A 24,151-nucleotide genomic window follows, 5' to 3' on the forward strand; every position below is an offset into this window, starting at 1 on the left:
GCCATGCGCTTCCGCCACCCCGACGGCTCCACCGTCCACCTGGCCTACTGCACCAACGTCCACCCCGCCGAGACCCTTGACGGCGTCCTCGCCCAGCTGCGGGACCACTGCGAGCCCGTCCGCCGCCGCCTGGGCCGGGACAGGCTCGGCATCGGCCTGTGGCTCGCCAAGGACGCCGCCCACGCCCTGGTCACCGACCCGTCCGCGTTGCGCGGCCTGCGCTGCGAACTCGACCGGCGCGGCCTCGAGGTCGTCACCCTCAACGGCTTCCCCTACGAGGGCTTCGGCGCCGAGGAGGTCAAGTACCGCGTCTACAAGCCGGACTGGGCCGATCCCGAGCGCCTGGAGCACACCACCTCGCTGGCCCGCCTGCTCGCCGGACTCCTCCCCGACGACGTCCCCGACGGCAGCATCTCCACCCTTCCCCTGGCCTGGCGCACCGCCTACGACGAGCAGCGCGCCCGGACGGCCCGCACCGCCCTGCGCGCCCTCGCCGAACGCCTCGACGCGCTCCAGGAGCTGACCGGGCGCTCCATCCGCATCGCCCTGGAGCCGGAACCCGGCTGCGTCGTCGAAACCACCCACGACGCCATCGAACCGCTCATCGCGATCGGGCACGACCGCATCGGCATCTGTGTCGACACCTGCCACCTCGCCACCTCCTTCGAAGACCCGCACACCGCCCTGGACGACCTCACCCGGGCCGGCGTCCCCGTGGTCAAGTCCCAGCTCTCCGCCGCACTGCACGCCGAACAGCCCCACCTCCCCGAGGTCCGCGAGGCCCTGGCCGCCTTCGCCGAACCCCGCTTCCTGCACCAGACCCGCACCTCCCCCACTCTCGACTCCGCTCGAGCGGGAGGGACCCCCATCGCCGCCGGACTGCGCGGCACCGACGACCTGGACGAGGCCCTGGCCGGCGACGCCCTGCCCGACGCGGCACCCTGGCGTGCCCACTTCCACGTCCCGCTGCACGCGGCCCCCACCGCACCCCTCACCTCCACGCTCCCCGTCCTGAAGACCGCCCTGACCCGGCTCGTCGGCGGCCCGCACCCGCTCACCCGCCACCTCGAGGTCGAGACCTACACCTGGCAGGCCCTCCCACCCGAGCTGCGGCCCCGGGGCCGCGCCCAACTCGCCGACGGCATCGCCGCCGAACTCACCCTCGCCCGCGACCTGCTGACGGACCTAGGCCTGAAGGAACTCCCATGACCCCGGACCCCACAGCGGACCGCACCGCCGGCCCCACCCCCCTCCTCGTCCTCGACGTCGTGGGCCTCACCCCCCGCCTCCTCGATCACATGCCCCACCTCAAGAAGCTCGGCCAGTCCGGCTCCCGCGCACCGCTCGGCACCGTCCTGCCCGCCGTCACCTGCGCCGCCCAGTCCACCTTCCTCACCGGCACCCTCCCCTCCGAGCACGGCATCGTCGGCAACGGCTGGTACTTCCGCGAACTCGGCGACGTCCTGCTGTGGCGCCAGCACAACGGTCTCGTCGCCGGGGACAAACTCTGGGACGCCGCCCGCCGCGCCCACCCCGGCTACACCGTCGCCAACATCTGCTGGTGGTACGCCATGGGCGCCGACACCGACATCACCGTCACCCCCCGCCCGGTCTACTACGCCGACGGCCGCAAGGAACCCGACTGCTACACCAGGCCGGCCGCCCTGCACGACGAACTCACCGAGAAGTTCGGCACCTTCCCCCTGTTCCACTTCTGGGGGCCCGGGGCAGACCTCGTCTCCAGCAGGTGGATCATCGACGCCACCCGTCACATCATGCGCACCCGCCACCCCGACCTGACCCTCTGCTACCTCCCTCACCTCGACTACGACCTGCAGCGCTTCGGCCCCGACGACCCGCGCTCCCTGAAAGCCGCCGCCGACCTGGACGCCGCCCTGGCCCCGCTCCTGGACGACGCCCGCGCCGAGGGGCGCACCGTCGTCGCGCTGTCCGAGTACGGCATCACCCGTGTGAACCGGACCGTGGACATCAACCGCGCCCTGCGCCGCGCGGGTCTGCTGGAGGTGCACACGCAGGACGGCATGGAGTACCTCGACCCGATGGCCTCGCGCGCCTTCGCGGTCGCCGACCACCAGATCGCCCACGTCTACGTGCGCCGCCCCGAGGACCTCGACGCCACCCGGGCCGCCCTCGAAGGGCTGCCCGGCATCGACCAACTCCTGGACGACGAGGGCAAGAAGGCCCATCACCTCGACCATCCGCGCGCCGGCGAACTGGTCGCCGTCGCCGAACCCGACGCCTGGTTCACGTACTACTACTGGCTCGACGACGAGCGCGCGCCCGACTTCGCGCAGCTCGTCGAGATCCACCGCAAACCCGGCTACGACCCGGTCGAGCTCTTCATGGACCCCCTCGACCCGTACGTCAAGGTGAAGGCGGCCACCGCACTGGCGCGCAAGAAGATCGGCATGCGCTACCGGATGGCGGTCGTGCCCCTCGACCCCTCGCCTATTCGGGGCAGCCACGGTCGCCTCCCCGCGAGCGACGACGACGGTCCGCTCCTCATCTGCTCCACCCCCCGTGCCGTCGGCGACCGTGTCGCGGCCACCGATGTCAAACAACTCCTGCTCCGGCTCGCCGGACTCGGCTGACGCACCACCACGCAGGCCCCTCCGAGATCCAGCTACGGAGAGTGAAACACACGGCACTGACAACGGCCGGTCCCGGCGGGACCGGAACCGGCCACGACCGAGAAGGCAGGCCACTCGTGACCCTGTACTCCGACCCCTCCCGCGCCGAGACCGTCACCGCCTCGGCCACCGACGCCCCGGACGAGGGACTGCGCCGCTCCCTGGGCGTGGACCGGCGCCGTTTCCTCAGCACCTGCACCGCCGCGGCGGCCGGGGCCGTCGCGCTCCCCGTCTTCGGGGCCGCCCCCGCCCTGGCCCACGACCGCGGCAGAGACCACGGCCACGGGCACGACCACGGTCACGGGAGCGGCGGACAGGTGCTCGTCCCGCCGCACAAGCGCGGCATCATCCTCTACACCGTCCGTGACGCCACCGGCCGCGACCCGCTGTCCACCGATCTGCCCTCCGGCTTCCGCGAGGTGTTCAAGCAGCTGGCCCGCCACGGCTACCGCCAGGTGGAGTTCGCCGGCTACAACCAGCACGCGAACGCACCCGGCGGCGCCAGTCTCGAATCCGTCGCGGGAGCAAGGCTGCTGCGCTCCTGGCTCGACGACTACGGCCTGCGCGCCCAGGGCAACCACGGCTTCATCCCGTCCTCCTGGCCGTTGACCACGGCGGACCTGGACACCTTCAAGAAGCACCTCGAGATCGCCAACATCCTCGGCCTGGACCACATGGGCACCGGCGGCGACCCCACCGGCAGCTCCCACCGCGCCGACTGGGACGTGGCCGCCGACAAGTGGAACGCCCTCGGCGCGATCGCCCGCCGCGAGGGCATCAAGCTCTACACCCACAACCACGACGGCGCCTACGGCTTCCTGCTCGACGGCGGCCCGCTGGACGACCAGGGTCGGCCGACCCGCAGTTCGGGCATCCGGAAGCTGGAGTACTTCCTCAAGATCACCGACCCCAAGGCCGTCTGGCTGGAGATGGACATCTTCTGGGCGCATGTCGCCCAGTACAAGTTCCACACGTACACCGCCCACGACGGCTCCACGCGCAGGAACGTCTTCGACCCGGCCGGCCTGGTCGCCCGCAACAACAAGCGCTACCCGCTGTTCCACGCCAAGGACGGCGTCGTCAGCACGACCAACGGCATGGGCTACGAGATGGTGCCCTTCGGAACCGGAGTCATCGACTACACGACGTTCTTCTCCCGGGTCGGGCAGCGGAACTACCGCAACCCGATGGTCGAGGACGACACCGCCCCGAGCGCCACCGACCCCGGGCAGTCGCTGCGCGAGGCCAAGATCAGCTACGACAACCTGGCGGCCCTGCGCAAGCGTCGCCGCTGACCGCGAAAGCGCACACGGACCGGGCGGTCCCTCCCGCAGCACGCGGGAGGGACCGCCCGGTCCGTGTGGACGAAGCTCTCGTGCCGGTGCCGGTGCCGGTGTCGTGGGACAGGGACGGTGTGCGGCTCCGGCGGTCCGCGGGCTCACGCAGTCTCGTCACCGAGCGGCCGCGGGTTCGGGGTGATGCGGGCCTTCGGCCGGCCCGGGGGATGCAGGAACACCGCCACGCAACCGGCGAACAGGGAGATCGAACCGGCGAGGATGAACGCGCCCGCGTAGTCCCAGGCGGCCACCACGACGGCGCCCATACCGGACCCGAGCAGACCGGAGACCAGCTTCGAGGAGTACACCAGGCCGTAGTTGGTGGCGTTGTTGTTCTCACCGAAGTAGTCGGCGGTCATCGCCGCGAACATCGGGAAGATGGCACCGCCGCCGAAACCGGAGATGGACGAGAACACCAGGAACAGCGGCAGGTTCCCGATGTTCCCGGAGAACAGGATGCCGTACTGGGCCAGCCCGAGGACGATGCAGACGAAGATCAGGCACTGCTTGCGGCCGTACCGGTCGGAGAGCCAGCCGATGACACCGCGGCCGGTGCCGTTGACGATCGCCTTCAGGGACATGGCGGTCGCCACGATGCCCCCGGCGAAGCCCGCGTCGTCACCGAAGGGCACCTGGAAGGCGATGCCGAAGATGTTCACGCCCGAGGTGCACAGCAGGCAGAACCACATCAGCGCCACCCGGCCGGTGCGCCACGCCTCCATGGGGGTGTACTGGTGCACGGCCGGCGGGTTCTTCTCCAGCGCGCGCCGGGTGCGCGCGTCGGTCGGCTTCTTCAGCGGGTCGATGTCGCCCGGCCACCAGTTCTTCGGCGGGTCCTTGAAGAAGTAGCCGGACACCGCCACCACACCGGCCAGGAACACACCCACGGAGACCAGCACCCACCGGAAGTTGGTGAGGTCCATGAAGCCGGTGAAGATGAAGACGAACGGCACCGAACCGTAGGCGAAACCGCCGTTCACGAAGCCGGTCTTGCCGCCCTTGCGCTCCGGATACCACTTGGCGACCATGTTCACGCAGGTCGCGTACACCATGCCGGCGCCCATACCGCTGAACATGCCGAAGCCGAGATACGCGACGATCACATGCGGTGCGAAGGCGAGCGAGAGATAGCCCAGCAGGGTGCCCACCGCACCGCACATCATCGCCCAGCGGGCCGGCAGCCGGCCGCTCTCCCGCAGCTTGCCCGCCGGGAAGGCCACCGCCGCCTGGAAGAAGACCCAGACCCCCAGCATCCAGAAGATGTGCGCGCTGCTCCACGAGTGAGCCGTGTGCAGGGTGTCCTCGGCCGACGCGAACGCGTACTCCGCCGAGCTGATGCCCATCATGCCGACCCACGGCAGGATGACCATCCACTTGCGTTTGCGGCCCATGATGTCGACGTCGGTCTCACCGAGGCGGTAGACGCGTCCGTTCGCGTCCGCCACCTCCCGGTAGGGAACCGAATTGCGTAGATCGGTCGTTGTCATGTCGTGTTGCACCCCTTGCGTCGAAAGTTCTGGCCAGCGCCCCCTGTCCAATGCCTTTCGTGCGCGTTCGGGTCCCGGGGCCGGCCGACGCGCACCGTCGGCCGGCCCCCCGGTTCACTCACCTCATGAACCGCCCCCCAACATCCCGCCCGTCGCCCGCCACCGCCCTATCGGAGGGGCTTTCGGCCCCCAGCTTTGACGCTGCACGCGCCCAGCGGTACTTCGCGCCGAGCACGGCCACCGGCTGCTCGGTCGTGTACGGGTACGCCACGACCCCCCGCTCGAAGAGGTACTGGCACGCCTCCTCGACCTCCACGTCACCCGCGAGCGACGCCACCACCGGCTTCTCGATGCCCCGTTCGCGGAACTCGGCCACCACCCGCGCGGTGAGCTCGGCGAACACCATGGGAGGCGTGACGATCGTGTGCCAGTAACCGAGGACCAGCGCGTGGACGCGCGGGTCCTCGAGACCCAGCCGGATCGTCGCCTCGTACGTCGACGGCGGCTCGCCCCCGGTGATGTCCACCGGGTTGCCGGCCGCCCCGAACGGCGGGATGAACGCCCGGAACGCCGCGTCCAGATCCGGCGGGATCTCCATCAGCGACAGCCCGTTGTCCGTCACCGCGTCCGACAGCAGCACCCCGCTGCCGCCCGCCCCCGTGATGATCACGACGTTGTCGCCCTTCGGGGTGGGCAGCACCGGCAACGCGCGCGCGTACTCGAGCATGTCGTTCAGGCCCGGCGCGCGGATCACACCGGCCTGCCGCAGGATGTCGTCGTACACGGCGTCGTCACCCGCCAGGGCGCCGGTGTGCGAGCCCGCGGCCTTCGCGCCCGCCGCCGTACGCCCCGCCTTCAGCACCACGACCGGCTTCTTCGGCACGGTCTCCCGCGCGGCCCGCACGAACGCCCGCCCGTCCTTGAGGTCCTCCAGGTGCATGGCGATGCAGTCGGTGCGCGGGTCCTCCCCGAACCAGGTCAGCAGGTCGTCCTCGTCCAGGTCCGACTTGTTGCCCAGCCCGACGATCGCCGACACACCCGTCCTGGTGGTGCGGGCGAAGCCCAGGATGGCCATCCCGATGCCGCCCGACTGCGAGGTCAGCGCGACCCCGCCCTTGACGTCGTACGGCGTGCAGAACGTGGCGCACAGGTCCTGCCAGGTCGAGTAGTAGCCGTAGATGTTGGGCCCGAGCAGCCGGATGCCGTGCCGCTCGGCGATCGCCACGATCTCGTCCTGGAGTTCGTGCTCACCGGTCTCGGCGAACCCGGAGGGGATGAGGACGGCGTTCGGGATCTTCTTGCGCCCCACCTCCTCCAGTGCCGTGGCCACGAACTTGGCGGGGATCGCGAAGACCGCCACATCCACCTCACCGGGGACGTCCGTGACACTCTTGTACGCCTTGCGGCCCAGAATGTCATCGGCCTTGGGGTTCACCGGATGGATCTCCCCGGCGAAACCGCCGTCGACGAGGTTGCGCATCACCGAGTTGCCGATCTTGCCCCCCTCGTTGGAGGCGCCGATCACGGCCACCGAACGCGGCTGCATCAGCCGCCGCATCGAGGTCAGGATCTCCTCGCGCGAGTACTGACGGCGCTCCCTCGGCGGCTCGGTGGACAGGATCACGCGGATGTCCGCGGCGACGGCCCCGTCCGGGGTGGCGATCACCGGGTTGAGGTCCACCTCGGCGATCTCCGGGAAGTCCGTGACGAGTTGCGACACCCGGCGGATCTGCTCGGCGACCGCCCACCGGTCCACGCCCGCCCGGCCGCGCACCCCGCGCAGGATCTCCGCCGACCGGATCGAGTCCAGCATCGACAGCGCCTCGTCGGCCTCCACCGGCGCGAGCCGGAAGGTGACGTCCTTGAGCACCTCGACGAGCACCCCGCCGAGACCGAACGCCACCACCTTCCCGAACGTCGGATCGGTGACCGCGCCGACGATGACCTCCTGCCCCTGCGGCAGCAGCTCCTGCACCTGCACACCGTCGATCCGGGCGGCGGGGTCGTAGGCGCGCGCGTTCTCCACGATCCGGCAGAACGCCGCCCGCACATCGGCCGCGCCCTCCACACCGACGATCACACCGCCGGCGTCGGTCTTGTGCAGGATGTCCGGTGAGACGATCTTCATCACGACGGGCCCGCCGAACCGTGCCGCGTACGCCACGGCCTCCTCGACGTCCGTCGCCAACTCCTCACCCGGTACGGCTATCCCGTACGCGTCCGCCAGCACCTTGCCCTCGGGCGCGGTGAGGGCGGTGCGCCCGTCGGCGCGCACCGCGTCGAGCAGCGCGCGCACCCGGAGCGTGCGGTCCTCGGCCATCACGTCAGATCACTCCGTTCGACTTGAGCAGACGCAGTTCCTCGTCGCCGATCCCGAGTTCGCCGACGAACACCTCTTCGTTGTGCTCGCCGAGCAGCGGGGAGGCGACCACGTCGACGGGGGAGTCGGAGAGCTTCAGCGGGCTGCCGACGGTGACGAACTCGCCGCGCTCGGGGTGCGGGACGGTGACGACCATCTCGTTCGCGGCCAGCGAGGCGTCCTCGATGATCTCCTTGGTGGACAGGATCGGCCCGCACGGGATGTTGTGCGCGTTCAGCCGCTCCAGCACCTCCCACTTGGGCAGCGTCGAGGACCATTCCTCGATCAGCTGGAACATCTTGCCCAGCCTGGGCAGCCGGGCCTGGGGCGTCGCCCACTCGGGGGCATCGGCCAGCTCCGGCCGGCCGATCAGCTCACTGATCGGCTTCCAGCCGACGGGCTGCACGATGACGTACACGTAGTCGTTGGGTCCGCCCGGCGCGCACTTGACCGCCCAGCCGGGCTGCCCGCCGCCGGAGGCGTTTCCGGACCGGGGAACCTCGTCGCCGAAGTCCTCGTTGGGATATTCGGCGAGCGGACCGTGGGTCAGGCGCTGCTGGTCGCGCAGCTTCACCCGGCAGAGGTTGAGCACCGCGTGCTGCATGGCCACGTTCACCCGCTGCCCGCGCCCGGTGTGCTCCCGCTGGAACAGCGCGGCGAGGATGCCCGCCACCACGTGGATGCCCGTGCCCGAGTCCCCGATCTGGGCCCCCGTCGCCAGCGGCGGTCCGTCCTCGAAACCGGTGGTCGACATCGACCCGCCCATGGCCTGCGCGACGACCTCGTACGCCTTGAATCCGGTGTACGGGCCCTCGCCGAACCCCTTGATGGAGGCGTAGACGATCCGTGGATTGATCTCCTTGATGCGGTCCCAGGTGAAGCCCATCCGGTCGACGGCGCCCGGTCCGAAGTTCTCGACCATGACGTCCGAGCGCCGGATCAGCTCGGTGAGGATCTCCTTGCCGCGCTCGGTCTTGGTGTTGAGGGTGATGCTCCGCTTGTTGCAGTTGAGCATCGTGAAGTAGAGGGAGTCGACGTCCGGGAGGTCGCGCAGTTGCTTGCGCGTGATGTCCCCGGTCGGGGCCTCCAGTTTGACGACGTCCGCGCCGAGCCAGGCCAGCAACTGGGTCGCGGAGGGCCCGGACTGGACGTGCGTCATGTCCAGAACGCGAATGCCGTCAAGTGCCTTGGCAGTCATGGGCGTTCACCTCACTTGTACATCGTCTGGTTCATGGTTCCGGGGGCGTACGCGTCCGGGTCCACCCAGACGTTGATCAGGGACGGCTTGCCCGACTCGCGGGCCCGGCGCAGCGCGGGGCCGATGTCGGCGGGGTCGCGGACCTCCTCGCCGTGACCGCCCAGCATCCGCGCGAACTGGTCGTACGGGACGTCGCCGAGGGTGTTGCCGATCCGCTCCCGCTCCTTGCCGTACTTGGCGGCCTGGCCGTAACGGATCTGGTTCATCGAGGAGTTGTTGCCGACGATGCCGACGAAGGGCAGGTCGTAGCGGACGAGGGTCTCGAAGTCCCAGCCGGTCAGGGAGAAGGCGCCGTCGCCGAAGAGGGCGACGACCTCCTTGTCGGGCCGCGCCTGCTTGGCCGCGAGCACGAAGGGGACACCGACGCCGAGGGTGCCCAGCGGGCCCGGGTCCATCCAGTGGCCGGGCGACTTGGGCTGGACGACCTGCCCGGAGAAGGTGACGATGTCGCCGCCGTCCCCGATGTAGATCGAGTCCTCGGTGAGGAAGTCGTTGATCTCGCTGACCAGCCGGTAGGGGTGGATGGGCGAGGCGTCCGACCTGAGCTGCGGCAGCCGCTTCTCCAGCGCGGTCTGCTCGGCCGCGCGCAGCTCGTCCAGCCACTCCTTGCGCCGGGAGGCACCGCCGTTGATCCTCCCGGACACCGCCTCGGTCACCGACTTCAGCACCAGCCCCGCGTCGCCGACGATGCCGAGGTCGATGTCGCGGTTCTTGCCGACGGTGCGGTAGTCGAGGTCGATCTGCACGACGGTCGCGGTGGGGGAGAGCCGCTTGCCGTAGCCCATGCGGAAGTCGAAGGGCGTGCCGACGATCACGATGACGTCGGCGTTGGAGAAGGCGTACCGGCGCGACAGCTGGAAGTGGTGCGGGTCGCCGGGCGGCAGGGTGCCGCGTCCCGCGCCGTTCATGTACGCGGGGATGTTGAGGGTGCGGACGAGTTCGGTGGCCGCCTCGGTGCCCCGGGTGGTCCACACCTGGCTGCCGAGCAGGATCGCCGGCTTCTCGGCGTGCGTCAGCAGGTCGGCGAGCTTCTCGACGGCCTCGGGGTCGCCGGCCGAGCGCGTCGAGGCGCGGTAGGCGCCCTGCCGCGGCACGCGTGCCGTGGACGCCGGGACCTTGGCGTCCAGTACGTCGCGCGGGATCTCCAGGAAGGAGGGGCCGGGCGCGCCGTGGTAGCACTCGCGGTAGGCCATCGACACCATGTCCGCCGCACGCGCCGTGTCCGGCACGGTCGCCGCGAACTTGGTGATGGGGTTCATCATGTCGACGTGCGGCAGGTCCTGCAGGGACCCCATCTTGTGCTGGGTCAGGGCCCCCTGACCGCCGATCAGCAGCATCGGCGACTCGGCGCGGAAGGCGTTGGCGACGCCGGTGACGGCGTCGGTGGTGCCGGGGCCCGCGGTGACGACCGCGCAGCCGGGCTTGCCGGTGATCCGTGCGTAGCCGTCGGCCGCGTGCGCGGCCACTTGTTCGTGACGTACGTCGACGACCTCGATGCCCTCGTCCACGCAGCCGTCGTAGATGTCGATGATGTGGCCGCCGCACAGCGTGTAGATGCGGTCGACGCCCTCGGCCTTGAGGGCCTTGGCGACGAGGTGACCGCCGGAGATCAGGTCCTGTGTGTCGTCGGGCATGGCGAAGTCCTGTCCCTTCATAGGGGGTGGGAACGCTCTCGCGTGCTGCTCGCGTACCGCTCTTGCAGTACATTGCATACAGTCGACGAATACTGTATGAAGCTTGTTATCCCGCATCCCATGAGTGGTGTCCAGGGGGTGTGCGGCACTTTTCCCCCGCCGGACTCCGGCTTCTCCCAGCGACCTTCCGGCGACTTCGCAGACAGGAGCCGAGATGGACCTGTACGAACACCAGGCAAGGCAGCTCTTCGAGGAACACGGCATCGTGGTGCCGAGGGCCGAGGTCACCGACGCGCCCAAGGAAGCCCGCGCGATCGCCCGCCGGCTCGGCGGCCGCGTCGTCGTCAAGGCGCAGGTCAAGACCGGCGGACGCGGCAAGGCGGGCGGAGTGAAGATCGCCGCCGACCCGGCCGCCGCCGAACTGACGGCACGCCAGATCATCGGCATGGACATCAAGGGGCACACGGTCGGCAAGGTCATGCTGGCCCAGCCCGTGGAGATCGAGGACGAGTTCTACGTCTCCTACGTCCTCGACCGCGCCGCCGGCCGCTTCCTCGCCATCGCCTCCGCCGAGGGCGGCATGGACATCGAGGAGGTCGCCGCCACCCGCCCCGAGGCCGTCGCGCGCATCCCCGTCGATCCCGCCGAGGGCGTCACCTCGGCGACCGCGGCCCGCATCGCCGAGGCGGCGGGCCTCCCGCCGCAGACCGTGGACGTCCTCGTCCGGCTCTGGGAGGTCCTCGTCCGCGAGGACGCCCTGCTCGTCGAGGTCAACCCGCTCGTCCGCACGCGCGACGGACGGATCATGGCCCTCGACGGCAAGGTCACCCTCGACGACAACGCCCGCTTCCGGCAGGCCCGGTGGGGAGCGGAGGACTCGGTCCACGACGACCCGCTGGAGGCAGCCGCGGCGGCGAAGGGCCTCAACTACGTCAAACTGGACGGCGAGGTCGGCATCATCGGCAACGGCGCCGGCCTGGTCATGTCGACCCTCGACGTCGTCGCCGGCTGCGGAGCCCGCCCCGCCAACTTCCTCGACATCGGCGGCGGGGCGTCGGCGCAGATCATGTCGGACGGACTGTCCGTCATCCTCTCCGACCCGGCCGTGAAATCCGTCTTCGTCAACGTCTTCGGCGGCATCACCGCCTGCGACGCGGTGGCCGACGGCATCGTCCGCGCCCTGGACACCGTCCGGCTGACCAAACCGCTCGTCGTGCGCCTCGACGGCAACAACGCGGCCCGGGGCCGCGCCATCCTCGACGATCGCGCTCACCCGCTGGTCGAACAGGCCACCACGATGGACGACGCCGCCGGCCGCGCGGCCCGACTCGCCACCACAGCCTGAGGAGACGGGACATGGCGATCCACCTCACCAAGGAGAGCAAGGTCCTCGTCCAGGGCATGACCGGCGGCGAGGGCATGAAGCACACCCGGCGGATGCTCGCCGCCGGCACGAACGTCGTCGGCGGAGTCAATCCCCGAAAGGCAGGCCGGACCGTCGACTTCGACGAGCGGGTCGTGCCCGTCTTCGGATCGGTCGCCGACGGCACGCGGGCGACCGGGGCCGACGTCACGGTCGTCTTCGTACCGCCCGCCCACGCCAAGGCCGCCGTCGTGGAGGCGGCCGACGCCGGCATCGGCCTCGCCGTCGTCATCACCGAGGGCATCCCCGTCCACGACTCCGTCGCCTTCACCACGTACGCACGGCAGAAGGGCACCCGGGTCATCGGCCCCAACTGCCCCGGCCTGATCACCCCCGGACAGTCCAACGCCGGCATCATCCCCGCCGACATCACCAAGCCGGGCCGCATCGGACTGGTCTCCAAGTCCGGCACGCTCACCTACCAGCTCATGTACGAGCTGCGGGACATCGGCTTCTCGACCTGTGTCGGCATCGGCGGCGACCCCGTCGTCGGCACCACCCACATCGACTGCCTCGCCGCCTTCCAGGACGACCCCGACACCGACGTCGTCGTCCTCATCGGCGAGATCGGCGGCGACGCCGAGGAACGCGCGGCCGCCTACATAGGCGAGCACGTCACCAAGCCGGTCGTCGCCTACATCGCGGGCTTCACGGCACCGGAGGGCCGTACCATGGGCCATGCGGGCGCGATCGTCTCCGGCTCCTCGGGCACGGCACAGGCGAAGCAGGACGCCCTGGAAGCCGTCGGCGTCCGGGTGGGTGGCACACCCACGGAAACGGCACGACACGTACTCGCCGTCCTCGAAGCCGGACGGTGACCAAGAGCGAACCCCAGCCAAGGGCGGCCCCACGGGCCCCCTCCTCTCGACTGTGCACCGAGAGCGGAGAGAACCGCATGGCATCCACCCTCACCCTCAAAGCCGGCACCTCCTGGACCGACGCCTGGCAACGCTGCCTCGCCGTCGCTTCCGAGGCCTTCCGGGACGACCGCGTCCTCAACCTCTGGAACGCCGCCTGGCAGGCCGACGGCAGCACGCTGCCCGCCGTCAGCCCAGTCGACGGCAGCCCCGTCGTCGGCCCGCCGCGCCTGGACCGGGCCACCGCCCAGGACGCCGTACGCGCCGCGCTCGACCAGCACCGCGCCTGGCGGCACGTCCCGCTGCCGGAACGCCGCGCCCGCGTCGCCGCCACCCTGGACGCCCTCACCGAGCACCGTGAACTGCTCGCCCTCCTCCTCGTCTGGGAGATCGGCAAACCCTGGCGGCTCGCCCAGGCGGACGTCGACCGGGCCATCGACGGCGTGCGCTGGTACGTCGACGGCATCGACGCCATGGTCGCCGGCCGGGCCCCGCTGGACGGACCGGTGTCCAACATCGCGAGCTGGAACTACCCGATGAGCGTGCTCGTCCACGCCCTGCTGGTCCAGGCACTGGCGGGCAACGCGGTCATCGCCAAGACCCCGACCGACGGCGGCGTCGCCTGCCTGACCCTGGCCTCGGCGCTCGCCGCCCGCGAGGGGATCCCCGTGACCCTCGTCAGCGGCAGCGGGGGCGAGCTGTCGGAGGCCCTGCTGCGGGCGCCCGAGATCGGCTGCGTCTCCTTCGTCGGCGGTCGCGACACGGGCGCGGCGGTGGCCACGGCCGTCGCCGACCTCGGCAAGCGGCACATCCTCGAACAGGAGGGACTCAACACCTGGGGCATCTGGAACCACTCGGACTGGGACGCGCTCGCGGCGGTGGTCCCCAAGCTCTTCGACTACGGCAAGCAGCGCTGCACGGCGTATCCGCGTTTCGTCGTCCAGCGACAGCTGTTCGACGAGTTCCTGGCCGCGTACCTCCCCGCGGTGCGCACGCTCAGGATCGGCCACCCGCTCGCCGTGGAACACCCCGACGACCCCCACCCGCGGCTGGACTTCGGGCCGGTGATCAACGCGGCCAAGGCGAAGGAACTGCGCGACCAGGTCACCGAGGCCGTCGAGCGCGGCGCCGTACCGCTGCACCACGGCGACGAGGCGGACGCCCGCTTCCTGCCCGGCCAGGACACCTCGGCGTACGTCCAGCCCGTCACGCTGCTGGACCCGCCCCCGTCGTCGCCGCTGTACCACGCGGAGCCGTTCGGGCCGGTCGACACGATCGTCCTGGTCGACACCGAGGCGGAACTGCTGGCCGCCATGAACGCGTCCAACGGCGCGCTGGTGGCCACGCTGTCCACGGACGACCGGGCCACCTACGACCGGCTCGCCCCGCAGATCCGCGCCTTCAAGGTCGGCCACGGCACCCCGCGCTCCCGCGGTGACCGGGACGAACTGTTCGGCGGGTTCGGCGCCTCCTGGCGCGGCGCGTTCGTCGGCGGCGAGCTGCTGGTCCGCGCCGTGACGCAGGGCCCGGCGGGGGAGCGGCTGCCGGGCAACTTCCCGGAGTACCACCTCATGCCCTGACGAGTCCCGTGCCCCGGGCAGGTCCGGACCCCTGCCCGGGGCACGGAAACGCAGGTGAAAGGCACTGCGAAACCTTGGTATGGTTGTCCACGTCGCCGAGGGGAACGCCCCTGACAAGGCGGCACACACCTGGTCCGGGTGGCGGAATGGCAGACGCGCTAGCTTGAGGTGCTAGTGCCCTTTATCGGGCGTGGGGGTTCAAGTCCCCCCTCGGACACCACGGGGACGTTCACGAGATCGTCCCGAAACGTTCACGAAATACCGGCCGAGTCATGTTACTCGCCGGTATTTCGTCGTTCCTGGGGCCTTCGAGTCTCGTGATCGGCTCGGTGAGGGGGTGGGGCGGTGGCGGTCCAGGTGCTGCGCCTCTCACCTGCGGAAACAGGACATGCCTGCGCGACGGCTGGTAGCCGTGGCGCAGGCATGTGGGGTTTTCAGGGGGCGGAACGCGGCGGGGGTGTGTCACTCGCGTGGCGGAGGCTCGACCTGCTCGGTCGGAAGCGGTCGCGCCTGGGGCGGGTCGGAGGGCTCATCGGGTTGGGTTGCGGCGCTCTGCGTGCTGGCTTTGCGGGGCTGGATGCCCTGAACCGCCCCGGCTCGAATGGAGACTCGATTTCATGAAAGGATCGAGTCATGGCACGACCTTCCCGTTACCCGGTTGAGCTGCGCCGACGTGCGGTGCGCATGGTCGCCGAGGTGCGCGACGACTACCCGAACGAGACGGCCGCCCTGCAGGCGGTCGCCGACAAGCTCGGCATCGGTTCCCGCGAGACACTGCGGAACTGGCTGAAGCAGCACGAGATCGACGCGGGGAGGCGGCCGGGGACGACGACGGAGGAGTCCGCCCAGCTCAAGGCGTTGAAGAAGGAGAACGCCGAGCTCAAGCGGGCCAACGAGATCCTGAAGGCCGCGGCGGGTTTCTTCGCGGCCGGGCTCGACCGGCCACACACGCGCTCGTAGCGTTCATCGACGAGCACCAGGACCGCTTCGGCGGCGTCGAGCCGATCTGCAGGACGCTCACCGGGCACGACTGCAAGATCGCCCCTTCCACGTACTACGCCCACAAGAAACGCCTCGAAACCCCCTCCGCCCGTTCCGTGCGCGACGAGGAGCTCAAGGAGCGGATCCAGGAGGTCTACACGTCCAGCTACCGCGTCTACGGTGCCCGGAAGATCTGGCGCGAGCTGAACCGGCAGGGACATGCGGTGGCCCGCTGCACCGTCGAACGTCTCATGCGCGAGCTCGGCATCCAGGGCGCGGTCCGCGGCAAGCGCGTCATCACCACGATCCCCGGCGGGCAGGTCGAGCGGGCCCCCGACCTGGTCGACCGCCACTTCGTCGCCGTCGCTCCGAACCGGTGCCGGGTGGCGGACTTCACCCACGTGAAGACATGGTCCGCCGTCGTCTGCGTCGCCTTCGTCGTGGACACCTTCTCCCGTCGGATCGTCGGCTGGTCGGCGGCCACCGTGAAGGAGACCGTCTTCGTCCTGGACGCTCTGGAGATGGCCGTCTGGCAACGCGACCGCGACCAACGCCCAATTCGATCAGGCGAGTTGATCCATCCCTCGGACGCCGGGTCGCAATACACATCGTTCAAGCTCGCCGAGCATCTGGACGCCGCCGGCATCGCCGCCTCCATCGGCTCGGTCGGCGACGCCTACGACAACGCCCTGATGGAATCGACGATCGGCCTGTACAAAACCGAGTTGATCAAACCGCAGCGGACCTGGAAGACGCTCTCCCAGGTGGAATTGGCCACCGCCGAGTGGGTCGACTGGTACAACCACCGCAGACTGCACGGTGAGACAGGCCACGTCCCGCCCGTCGAATACGAGGCCAACCACTACATGGAATCCACGAAACCCCAGGTCACAACCACAATCTGAGATCTCTACCGAACCCGGGGCAGTTCAGGGCAGGCCGCAGCACATTTGCTTGGGGTGATGTGAGGTCAGTGACGGATCAGGGGGCGACAGGCGTTAGCGTGATGGGTGTTGGTGGCGAGCCCGTGCTGGTTCGTGTTGGTTTCAGAGACGTAGTAGGGGCAAACGTGAAGGTCAGAGCGATTTCATGAAATTGCTGCACACTTCCGACTGGCACCTCGGCCGGTCGTTCCACCGGGTCGGCATGCTCGGTGCCCAGGCCGAGTTCATCGGCCACCTGGTGGCGACCGTGCGCGAGCACGCCGTCGACGCGGTGGTCGTGTCGGGAGACGTGTACGACCGTGCGGTGCCGCCGCTCGCCGCGGTGGAGCTGTTCGACGACGCCCTGCACCGCCTCGCCGGCCTCGGTGTGCCGACCGTGATGATCTCAGGGAACCACGACTCGGCCCGCCGTCTCGGCGTCGGTGCCGGACTCATCGGGCGCGCGGGCATCCACCTGCGGACCGACCCCTCGGCGAGCGGCACCCCCGTGATGCTGTCCGACGCGCACGGGGAGGTCGCCTTCTACGGGCTGCCCTATCTGGAACCGGCGCTGGTCAAGGACGAGTTCGGAGTGGAGAAGGCAGGCCACGAGGCAGTGCTCGCGGCCGCCATGGACCGGGTCCGCGCCGACCTCGCCGCCCGCCCGCGCGGCACCCGGTCCGTGGTCCTCGCGCATGCCTTCGTCACCGGCGGCGCACCGAGCGACAGTGAGCGGGACATCACCGTCGGCGGGGTCGCCGCCGTGCCCGCCGGAGTGTTCGACGGCGTCGACTACGTGGCGCTCGGCCATCTGCACGGCTGTCAGACCATCACCGAGCGGGTGCGCTACTCCGGCTCTCCGCTGCCGTACTCCTTCTCGGAGACGGATCACCGCAAGAGCATGTGGCTCGTCGACCTGGCCGCCGACGGAACGGTCACCGCCGAGCGGCTCGACTGCCCGGTGCCGCGTGCCCTCGCCCGGATCCGCGGCACCCTGGAGGAACTGCTCGCCGACCCCGCCCTCGCGCGGCACCGGGAGGCGTGGGTCGAGGCCACGCTCACCGACCCGGTCCGCCCCGCCGACCCCATGGCCCGGCTCACCGAACGCTTCCCGCACATCCTGAGCCTCCTCTTCGAACCCGAACGCGCGCCCGACGACCCGGCGGTGTCCTACGCCCGGCGCCTCGCCGGCCGCGACGACCAGCAGATCGCCGAGGACTTCGTCGCCCATGTGCGCGGCACCGGCCCCGACGAGCACGAGCGGGCCGTCCTGTGGGACACCGTCGACGCGGTCCGCGCCGCCGAGGCCGCGAACGAGGTGGCGCGATGAGGCTGCACCGGCTCGACATCACCGCCTTCGGTCCCTTCGGCGGCTCACTGACCGTCGACTTCGACGAACTCTCCGCCGCGGGCCTCTTCCTGCTGCACGGCCCCACCGGCGCCGGCAAGACCTCGATACTCGACGCCGTCTGCTACGCGCTGTACGGCTCCGTCCCCGGGGCCCGGCAGAGCGGGCAGGGCATGACGCTGCGCAGCGACCACGCCGCCCCCGCCACCCGCACGGGGGTCACCCTCGAACTCACCGTCGCCGGCCGTCGGCTGGAAGTCATCCGGCAGCCGCCCTGGCAGCGCCCGAAGAAGCGCGGCACCGGCACGACCCTCGACAAGGCGCAGACCTGGCTGCGCGCATACGATCCGGCGAGCCGGTCCTGGAAGGACCTCAGCCGCTCCCACCAGGAGATCGGCGAGGAGATCACCCAGCTCCTCGGTATGAGCCGGGAGCAGTTCTGCCAGGTCGTCCTGCTGCCCCAGGGCGACTTCGCGCGTTTCCTGCGCGCCGACGCGGAGGCGCGCGGCAAACTGCTCGGCCGGCTCTTCGACACCCGCCGCTTCGCCGACATGGAGAAGCACCTGGCCGAACGCCGCCGTGCCACCGAGTCCCGGGTACGGGACGGCGACGCCGAACTGCTCGCCGACGCGCACCGGATGCAGCAGGCCGCGGACGGGGCCATGGAGCCGGCAGACCTCGTGCCGGGCGAACCGGGTTTGGCCGAGAGCGTGTTGAGCGCGGCCGCCGTGGCCCGCAGCACCGCCCGCGAACAGCTCACCGTCGCCCACTGCCGCCTCGCCGCGGCCGAGTCCGCCCAGGCCGCCGCCGACCGGTCACTGGACGACGTACGCGAACGGGACCGGCTGCAGCGGCGGTTCGCCGAGGCACGGCAGCGCGCGGCACGGCTGGCGGAGCGGGCCGACGCCCGGCAGGAGGCACAGTCGCGTCTGGACCGGTCCCGGAAGGCCGAGACGGTCGCCCCCGCCCTGGAACTGCGGGAGTCCGCCGACGCCGAACACCGGCGGGCGGCCGACGCCGAGGCGCGCACCCGCGCCCTGCTGCCCCCGGCCCTCAGGGACGCGGGTACGGCCGGGCTCGCGGCCGCCGCACGCCGGGCCACCGAGGAGCTGGGCGGGCTGGCGTCGGCCCGCCGCGCCGAGCGGCGGCTCACGGAACTCCTCGAGGAGCGGGCCGACCTGGACTGCCAGGAGCGGGCCGACGACGACGTGCTCGACGAGTCCGAGGCGTGGCTCACCGGCTGGGAGGAGACCCGCACCGGCCTCCAGGCCCGTATCGAGTCCGCACAGGAGGCCGCGACCCGGGCCGGTGAGCTCGCCGTGCAACGCGACCCCGCGCACAAGCGGTTGACCGCCGCACGGCTGCGGGACCAGCTGGCCGAGGACGCCGAGGACGCCGCCGAACAGGCCCGCGCGGCCCGGGAACGGGCACTCGAGGCCAAACAGCACTGGCTCGACCTCAAGGAACAGCGGTTGGCCGGCATCGCCGCCGAACTCGCCGCGGGCCTCACCGACGGCGCCCCCTGCGCCGTCTGCGGGGCCACCGAACACCCCGCCCCCGCCCGCAAGGTCGCCGGCCACGTCGACCGCGAGGCGGAGGAGCGGGCCCTGGCCGCCCACCAGGGCGCCGAGGAGCACCGGGCCGACCAGGAAGGCCGCCTCGGCGCCGTACGTGAGGCGCTGGCCGCGGCCGGAGCGGAGGCGGGGGACACGTCGGCCGCTCACCTCGCCCAAGAGGTGGAGGAGTTGGAACGGCGGTACGCGCAGGCCCGGGGTGCCGCCTCCGTTCTGCACTCCGCCCAGGAACAGCTGCGCCAGGCGGAACACGAACGTGAACGACGCGTCGCCGCCCAGCGGGAGGCGGCGGTCCGGACCGCCGCCCGGGCGGGCCACCGGGAGCGGCTGGACCATGAACAGGCGGTGCTGGAGGAGGAGTTGACGCAGGCGCGGGGCGACGCGGACAGCGTGGCCGCGCGCGCCGCGCAACTGGAGCGACGCGCCGCACAGTTCACCGAGGCCGCCGACGCCGCCCGCGTCGCCGAAGGCACCGCACAGCGGCTCAAGGAGGCCGACGGCCGACTCGCCGACGCCGCCTTCCGGGCCGGCTTCGCCACCCCGCGGGCGGCGGCCGAGGCACTCCTCGACGCGGCCGCCCACCGCGAACTGCGGGACCGGCTGGAGGCCTGGCAGCAGGAGGAGGCCGCCGTACGCGCGGTGCTCGCCGAGCCGGGCACCGCGGCCGCCGCCCAGCAGCCCCCCGCCGACCTCACCGCCGCACAGCGCACCGCCGAGGACGCGGACCGCAGGACGCGCGAGGCGGCCTCCGCACGCGATGCCGCCGCCCGCCGCTGCGCCGAACTCGACCGGCTCTCCGCGCGGGCCACCGCCTCGGCGCGCCGGCTGGCGCCGCTGCGCGAGGAGTACGACCGGGTGGCCCGCCTGGCAGGCCTCACCGCGGGCACCTCGGCCGACAACGAACGCAGGATGCGCCTGGAGTCCTACGTCCTGGCCGCCCGCCTGGAGCAGGTCGCCGCCGCGGCGACCGCCCGGCTGCACCGCATGTCCTCCGGCCGCTACACCCTGGTGCACTCCGACGACCGCACCGGACGCGGGCGCAGCGGCCTCGGACTGCATGTCGTGGACGCGTGGACCGGCCGGGAGCGGGACACCGCGACCCTCTCGGGCGGCGAGACCTTCTTCGCCTCGCTCGCCCTCGCGCTCGGACTCGCCGACGTCGTCACCGACGAGGCCGGAGGGGTCCGGCTGGACACCCTCTTCATCGACGAGGGCTTCGGCAGCCTCGACGACCAGACGCTCGACGAGGTCCTGGACGTCCTGGACTCGCTGCGCGAACGCGACCGCAGCGTGGGCATCGTCAGCCATGTCGCCGACCTGCGTCGCCGGGTCCACGCCCAACTCGAAGTGGTGAAGGGCCGGTCGGGCTCGACGCTGCGGCAGCACGGCGTCACCTGAGCCGAACCCGTGGGCACACCGGTGGAATCGGGCGGCGGCCCCCTCATGGCGGTGCCGGAGACGGTGCTGCCGTTCCGGACGGGCGCCGACGACGAGGAGACGGCCTCCGACCACGACCGGGCCCGTGAGGCGGACGGACCCGTCGGACTCCTCCCGGTGGGCGACTCCACGGCCCTGGTCCGGCAGGGATATTCACGTGCGCCGGCCGTCGGCGCCCCTCATCATGGGCGACCATGCCCAAGCTCCCGCACCCCGCCCCCGAAGCGCTTCGCCGTGACCCCCTGCCCCTGCGCGGCCGGACCGCGCTGGTCACCGGGGCCAGCCGACGCGGCGGCATCGGACACGCCGTGGCCCGCCGTCTCGCCGCCCACGGAGCGAGCGTCTACCTCCACCATCACGTCCCGCACGACGCCGCCATGCCCTGGGGCGCCGACCGTACCGAGGACGTGATCGCCTCCGTACGGGAGGTCCTCGGCGACCCCTCGGCGCGGGTGGCCGCCGGTCCGGGTGACCTCTCCGACCCGTCCGTGCCCGCCGAACTCCTCGACCGGGCAGCCGCCGCACTCGGCGGGCGGCTGGACATCCTCGTCGCCAACCACGCCCTCAGCGGCTCCGACGGCGACCTCGACACCGTCGACGCCGCCATGCTCGACGCGCACTGGGCCGTCGACACCCGCTCGGTGCTGCTGCTCGTCCAGGCCCACGCCCGGCACCGGGCCGCCCTGCCGCCGCGCACGCCAGGCGGACGCGTGGTGATGATGACGTCCGGCCAGGACATCGCCGGAGGCATGCCCGGCGAGATCGCCTACGCCCTGCAGAAGGGCGCGCTCGCCTCGATCACCCGCTCCCTGGCGACCACGCTCGCCGAGCACGCCGTCACGGTCAACACCGTCAACCCCGGCCCGGTGGACACGGACTACCTGACCGGCGACGCCTACGAGGCCGTCGCCGCGCGCTTCCCCGGCGGGCGGTGGGGGATGCCCGACGACCCAGCCCGCCTCATCGCGTGGCTGGCCACGGATGAGGCGGGCTGGGTCACGGGGCAGGTCATCGACTCAGAGGGCGGCTTTCGGCGTTGACGGCACGGCTCACAGCGCCGACAGTTCGTCCACCAGGTCGTCCAGGCCCAGCGAGCCCTGGGACAGTGCCGCCATGTGCCACGCCTTGGGGTCGAAGGCGTCGCCGTGCCGCTTGCGGGCGTTCTCCCGGCCGAGCAGCCAGGCCCGCTCGCCGAGCTTGTAGCCGATGGCCTGGCCGGGGATCGTCAGATAGCGGGTCAGTTCGCTCTCCACGTAGTCCGCGGGACGGCTGCTGTGCGCCCCGAAGAACTCCTCGGCCAGCTCCGGTGTCCAGCGCTCGCCCGGGTGGAAGGGCGAGTCCGCCGGGATCTCGAGCTCCAGGTGCATGCCGATGTCCACGATGACCCGGGCGGCCCGCATCATCTGCGCGTCCAGGTAGCCCAGCCGCTCCTCCGCGTCCGCGAGGAAACCGAGCTCGTCCATCAGCCGCTCCGCGTACAGCGCCCAGCCCTCCGCGTTGGCGCTCACCATGCCCACGGAGGCCTGGTAGCGGGACAGGTCCTCGGCCACGTGCGCCCACTGCGCCAGCTGGAGGTGATGGCCGGGGACGCCCTCGTGGTACCAGGTCGACACCAGGTCGTAGACCGGGAAGCGGGTCAGTCCCATGGTCGGCAGCCAGGTGCGGCCCGGCCGCGAGAAGTCCTCCGACGGAGGCGTGTAGTACGGCGCCGCCGCGCTGCCCGGCGGGGCGATCCGCGACTCCACCCTCCGTACCCGCTCGGCGAGTTCGAAGTGGGTGCCGTCCAGGGACTCGATCGCCCGGTCCATCACGCCCTGGAGCCACTCGCGGACCTCCTCGACGCCCTCGATGTGCCGGCCGTGCTCGTCGAGGTGCGCGAGCGCCACCCACGGCGTCTCGGCACCAGGCAGGATCTTCTCGGCCTCCTCCCTCATCTCGCCGAGCAGGCGGTGGTACTCGGCCCAGCCGTAGGCGTACGCCTCGTCCAGGTCGAGGTCGGTGCCGTTGAAGTACCGGGCCCAGCGGGCGTAGCGCTCCCGGCCCACTGTGTCGGGGGAGCCCTCGATCGTCGGCGCGTACACGTCGCGCATCCAGTCCCGCAACTCCACCACGGCCGCGGTCGCGGTGCGGGCGGCCTCGTCCAGCTCGGCGCGCAGTGCGTCGGGTCCCGCCGAGGCGAAGTCCTCGAACCAGCCGCGGCCCTCGCCGGTGTCCGCCCACTCGGTGAGCTGCCCGACGAACGTGGCGGTCGGACGCGGCGCCGCGTACAGCTTGCGTTCCAGGCCGAGTGCGAGGGACTCCCGGTAGCCCGCCAGCGCGGCCGGCACCGCGCGCAGCCGCTCGGCGACCGCCGCCCAGTCCTCCTCGGTCTGCGTCGGTGTCACGGTGAACACCTCGCGCACCGCGTGGGCGATCGTGCCCAGGTTGCCGACCGACCGCAGCCCCTCGTCGGCCTCGTACACGGCGATCTCCGCGGTGAGCCGCTCCCGCAGCAGCCGGGCGCAGCGGCGTTCGATGCCGCTGTCCGCGCCGGGCCGGGCCTCGGCCTCGTCGAGCAGGGCGAGCGTGGCCCGCTGGAGTTCCGCGAGCGCCGCCTGGCCCGCGGGCGAGAGATCGGGCAGACGGCTGGAACTCTCCTGCACGCCGAGATACGTACCGGTGACCGGGTCGAGGGCGATGAGCTCGTCGACGTAGGCGTCGGCGACCTCGCGGGGCAGTGGGCTGTTGGTCTGTGACATGCGGACCATCCTGGTACGCGGCCCGCCGCCCGTCACCCGGTTTGAGCCGAGGGCGAAGACGGCAGCAGCGGGCCGCAGTCCCACTGCTGGAAGATCAGCCGGGTCTCCACGCGCGCGACCTCCCGCCGCGAGGTGAACCCGTCCAGCACCAGCCGCTGCAGATCCGTCATGTCCGCGACCGCGACATGGATCAGATAGTCGTCAGGTCCGGTCAGATGGAAGACGGTCAGCGACTCCGGCAGCGCCCTGATCCGCTCCACGAACGGTCCCACCAGCTCCCGCCGGTGCGGTCTGACCTGAACCGACAGCAGTGCCTGAAGTCCCCGCCCCAGCTTGGCCGGGTCCAGTTTCAGCCGATGCCCGAGGATCACGCCGGAGCGGCGCAGCCGGGTCACCCGGTCCAGGCAGGTCGACGGCGCGACCCCGACCTGCGCGGCGAGGTCCCGGTACGTCGTCCGGGCGTCGTTCTGCAGCAACCCCAGCAGACGCAGGTCCACCGGATCCAGTACGACGGATTCAGCCATGGGCCGAACGTAGCACGGAGATCTCCGCCGACACCCCCTC

At 71.3% G+C, this 24,151-nt stretch carries 16 protein-coding genes, 1 tRNA gene and 1 pseudogene; 12 read left to right on the forward strand and 6 right to left on the reverse strand.

The features are described 5' to 3' along the window. The first annotated feature begins 3 nt into the window (after positions 1-3). The 3 genes from eboE (at position 4) to AC6F7H_RS29430 (ending at position 3,946) form a co-directional block, all read left to right on the forward strand. Positions 4-1,209 carry a metabolite traffic protein EboE gene (gene eboE / locus AC6F7H_RS29420; RefSeq protein ID WP_500760338.1) on the forward strand — a complete coding sequence of 402 codons (1,206 nt, stop codon included), beginning with the start codon at positions 4-6 and terminating at the stop codon, positions 1,207-1,209. After that, positions 1,206-2,612, forward strand: coding sequence for an alkaline phosphatase family protein (locus AC6F7H_RS29425; RefSeq protein WP_500760340.1), 1,407 nt, complete (start codon positions 1,206-1,208; stop codon positions 2,610-2,612). The genes eboE and AC6F7H_RS29425 overlap by 4 nt, the downstream gene beginning before the upstream one ends. A 116-nt stretch (positions 2,613-2,728) precedes the next feature. Then, positions 2,729-3,946 carry a sugar phosphate isomerase/epimerase family protein gene (locus AC6F7H_RS29430; RefSeq protein WP_500760343.1) on the forward strand — a complete coding sequence of 406 codons (1,218 nt, stop codon included), beginning with the start codon at positions 2,729-2,731 and terminating at the stop codon, positions 3,944-3,946. Positions 3,947-4,089: 143 nt separating this feature from the next. Here the strand turns inward: AC6F7H_RS29430 and AC6F7H_RS29435 are convergent, their stop codons facing one another. The 4 genes from AC6F7H_RS29435 to AC6F7H_RS29450 form a co-directional block, all read right to left on the reverse strand. After that, on the reverse strand, positions 4,090-5,475 hold the full coding sequence (locus AC6F7H_RS29435; RefSeq protein WP_500760346.1) for an OFA family MFS transporter: 1,386 nt from the start codon (positions 5,473-5,475) through the stop codon (positions 4,090-4,092). 118 nt (positions 5,476-5,593) lie between these two features. Then, positions 5,594-7,795 carry an acetate--CoA ligase family protein gene (locus AC6F7H_RS29440; protein WP_500760349.1) on the reverse strand — a complete coding sequence of 734 codons (2,202 nt, stop codon included), beginning with the start codon at positions 7,793-7,795 and terminating at the stop codon, positions 5,594-5,596. Between the two features lie 4 nt (positions 7,796-7,799). Continuing rightward, complete coding sequence (gene frc / locus AC6F7H_RS29445) at positions 7,800-9,032, reverse strand: formyl-CoA transferase (protein WP_500760352.1); 1,233 nt, start codon at positions 9,030-9,032, stop codon at positions 7,800-7,802. A gap of 11 nt (positions 9,033-9,043) precedes the next feature. Continuing rightward, a complete protein-coding gene (locus tag AC6F7H_RS29450; RefSeq protein WP_109376653.1) occupies positions 9,044-10,726 on the reverse strand; it encodes a thiamine pyrophosphate-binding protein in 1,683 nt (560 codons plus the stop codon). A gap of 214 nt (positions 10,727-10,940) precedes the next feature. Between AC6F7H_RS29450 and sucC the strand changes: the two genes are divergently transcribed. The 9 genes and pseudogenes from sucC to AC6F7H_RS29495 all read left to right on the forward strand — a co-directional run bounded on the left by sucC (position 10,941) and on the right by AC6F7H_RS29495 (position 21,889). Continuing rightward, entirely contained in the window at positions 10,941-12,071 is a 1,131-nt protein-coding gene (gene sucC, locus AC6F7H_RS29455; protein ID WP_500760355.1) for an ADP-forming succinate--CoA ligase subunit beta, read from the forward strand. A gap of 11 nt (positions 12,072-12,082) precedes the next feature. Then, on the forward strand, positions 12,083-12,967 hold the full coding sequence (gene sucD, locus AC6F7H_RS29460) for a succinate--CoA ligase subunit alpha (RefSeq protein WP_500760357.1): 885 nt from the start codon (positions 12,083-12,085) through the stop codon (positions 12,965-12,967). A gap of 77 nt (positions 12,968-13,044) precedes the next feature. Next, positions 13,045-14,586, forward strand: a complete 1,542-nt coding sequence (locus AC6F7H_RS29465; protein WP_500760360.1) for an aldehyde dehydrogenase family protein — start codon at positions 13,045-13,047, stop codon at positions 14,584-14,586. A 132-nt stretch (positions 14,587-14,718) separates the two neighbouring features. Next, positions 14,719-14,806, forward strand: a tRNA-Leu gene (locus AC6F7H_RS29470). 413 nt (positions 14,807-15,219) lie between these two features. Beyond that, positions 15,220-16,472 (forward strand): IS3 family transposase gene (locus AC6F7H_RS29475; RefSeq protein ID WP_500760362.1). Its coding sequence is split into 2 segments (ribosomal slippage): positions 15,220-15,502 and positions 15,502-16,472, totalling 1,254 coding nucleotides; the frame shifts between segments, so codons are not numbered across the junction. 184 nt (positions 16,473-16,656) lie between these two features. Further along, a complete protein-coding gene (locus AC6F7H_RS29480) occupies positions 16,657-17,820 on the forward strand; it encodes an exonuclease SbcCD subunit D (RefSeq protein ID WP_500760365.1) in 1,164 nt (387 codons plus the stop codon). After that, entirely contained in the window at positions 17,817-20,810 is a 2,994-nt protein-coding gene (locus AC6F7H_RS29485; protein ID WP_500760368.1) for an AAA family ATPase, read from the forward strand. Before AC6F7H_RS29480 ends, AC6F7H_RS29485 begins: the two co-directional genes overlap by 4 nt. A gap of 45 nt (positions 20,811-20,855) precedes the next feature. After that, positions 20,856-20,930 (forward strand): annotated as a pseudogene (locus AC6F7H_RS29490) (hypothetical protein); the annotation flags it as partial. Between the two features lie 113 nt (positions 20,931-21,043). Continuing rightward, complete coding sequence (locus AC6F7H_RS29495) at positions 21,044-21,889, forward strand: SDR family oxidoreductase (RefSeq protein WP_500760371.1); 846 nt, start codon at positions 21,044-21,046, stop codon at positions 21,887-21,889. A 9-nt stretch (positions 21,890-21,898) separates the two neighbouring features. On the opposite strand, the gene AC6F7H_RS29500 is transcribed toward AC6F7H_RS29495, so the two are convergent. Together AC6F7H_RS29500 and AC6F7H_RS29505 are read right to left on the reverse strand one after the other, a co-directional pair. Beyond that, entirely contained in the window at positions 21,899-23,587 is a 1,689-nt protein-coding gene (locus tag AC6F7H_RS29500) for a DUF885 domain-containing protein (protein ID WP_500760374.1), read from the reverse strand. Between the two features lie 32 nt (positions 23,588-23,619). Next, on the reverse strand, positions 23,620-24,111 hold the full coding sequence (locus AC6F7H_RS29505) for an Lrp/AsnC family transcriptional regulator (protein WP_500760376.1): 492 nt from the start codon (positions 24,109-24,111) through the stop codon (positions 23,620-23,622). Positions 24,112-24,151: the final 40 nt, after the last annotated feature.

Source organism: Streptomyces sp. MMS24-W38 (genome assembly GCF_059889265.1).

What these genes read in the sequence shown, in the direction of transcription:
- eboE (WP_500760338.1), top strand. Translation starts at nt 4, where the DNA reads ATGCGCTTCCGCCACCCCGACGGCTCCACCGTCCACCTGGCCTACTGC.
- sucD (WP_500760357.1), top strand. Translation starts at nt 12,083, where the DNA reads ATGGCGATCCACCTCACCAAGGAGAGCAAGGTCCTCGTCCAGGGCATG.
- AC6F7H_RS29505 (WP_500760376.1), bottom strand. Translation starts at nt 24,111, where the DNA reads ATGGCTGAATCCGTCGTACTGGATCCGGTGGACCTGCGTCTGCTGGGG.
- AC6F7H_RS29500 (WP_500760374.1), bottom strand. Translation starts at nt 23,587, where the DNA reads ATGTCACAGACCAACAGCCCACTGCCCCGCGAGGTCGCCGACGCCTAC.
- AC6F7H_RS29425 (WP_500760340.1), top strand. Translation starts at nt 1,206, where the DNA reads ATGACCCCGGACCCCACAGCGGACCGCACCGCCGGCCCCACCCCCCTC.
- AC6F7H_RS29485 (WP_500760368.1), top strand. Translation starts at nt 17,817, where the DNA reads ATGAGGCTGCACCGGCTCGACATCACCGCCTTCGGTCCCTTCGGCGGC.
- AC6F7H_RS29440 (WP_500760349.1), bottom strand. Translation starts at nt 7,795, where the DNA reads ATGGCCGAGGACCGCACGCTCCGGGTGCGCGCGCTGCTCGACGCGGTG.
- AC6F7H_RS29480 (WP_500760365.1), top strand. Translation starts at nt 16,657, where the DNA reads ATGAAATTGCTGCACACTTCCGACTGGCACCTCGGCCGGTCGTTCCAC.
- AC6F7H_RS29435 (WP_500760346.1), bottom strand. Translation starts at nt 5,475, where the DNA reads ATGACAACGACCGATCTACGCAATTCGGTTCCCTACCGGGAGGTGGCG.
- sucC (WP_500760355.1), top strand. Translation starts at nt 10,941, where the DNA reads ATGGACCTGTACGAACACCAGGCAAGGCAGCTCTTCGAGGAACACGGC.
- AC6F7H_RS29495 (WP_500760371.1), top strand. Translation starts at nt 21,044, where the DNA reads ATGCCCAAGCTCCCGCACCCCGCCCCCGAAGCGCTTCGCCGTGACCCC.
- frc (WP_500760352.1), bottom strand. Translation starts at nt 9,032, where the DNA reads ATGACTGCCAAGGCACTTGACGGCATTCGCGTTCTGGACATGACGCAC.
- AC6F7H_RS29450 (WP_109376653.1), bottom strand. Translation starts at nt 10,726, where the DNA reads ATGCCCGACGACACACAGGACCTGATCTCCGGCGGTCACCTCGTCGCC.
- AC6F7H_RS29465 (WP_500760360.1), top strand. Translation starts at nt 13,045, where the DNA reads ATGGCATCCACCCTCACCCTCAAAGCCGGCACCTCCTGGACCGACGCC.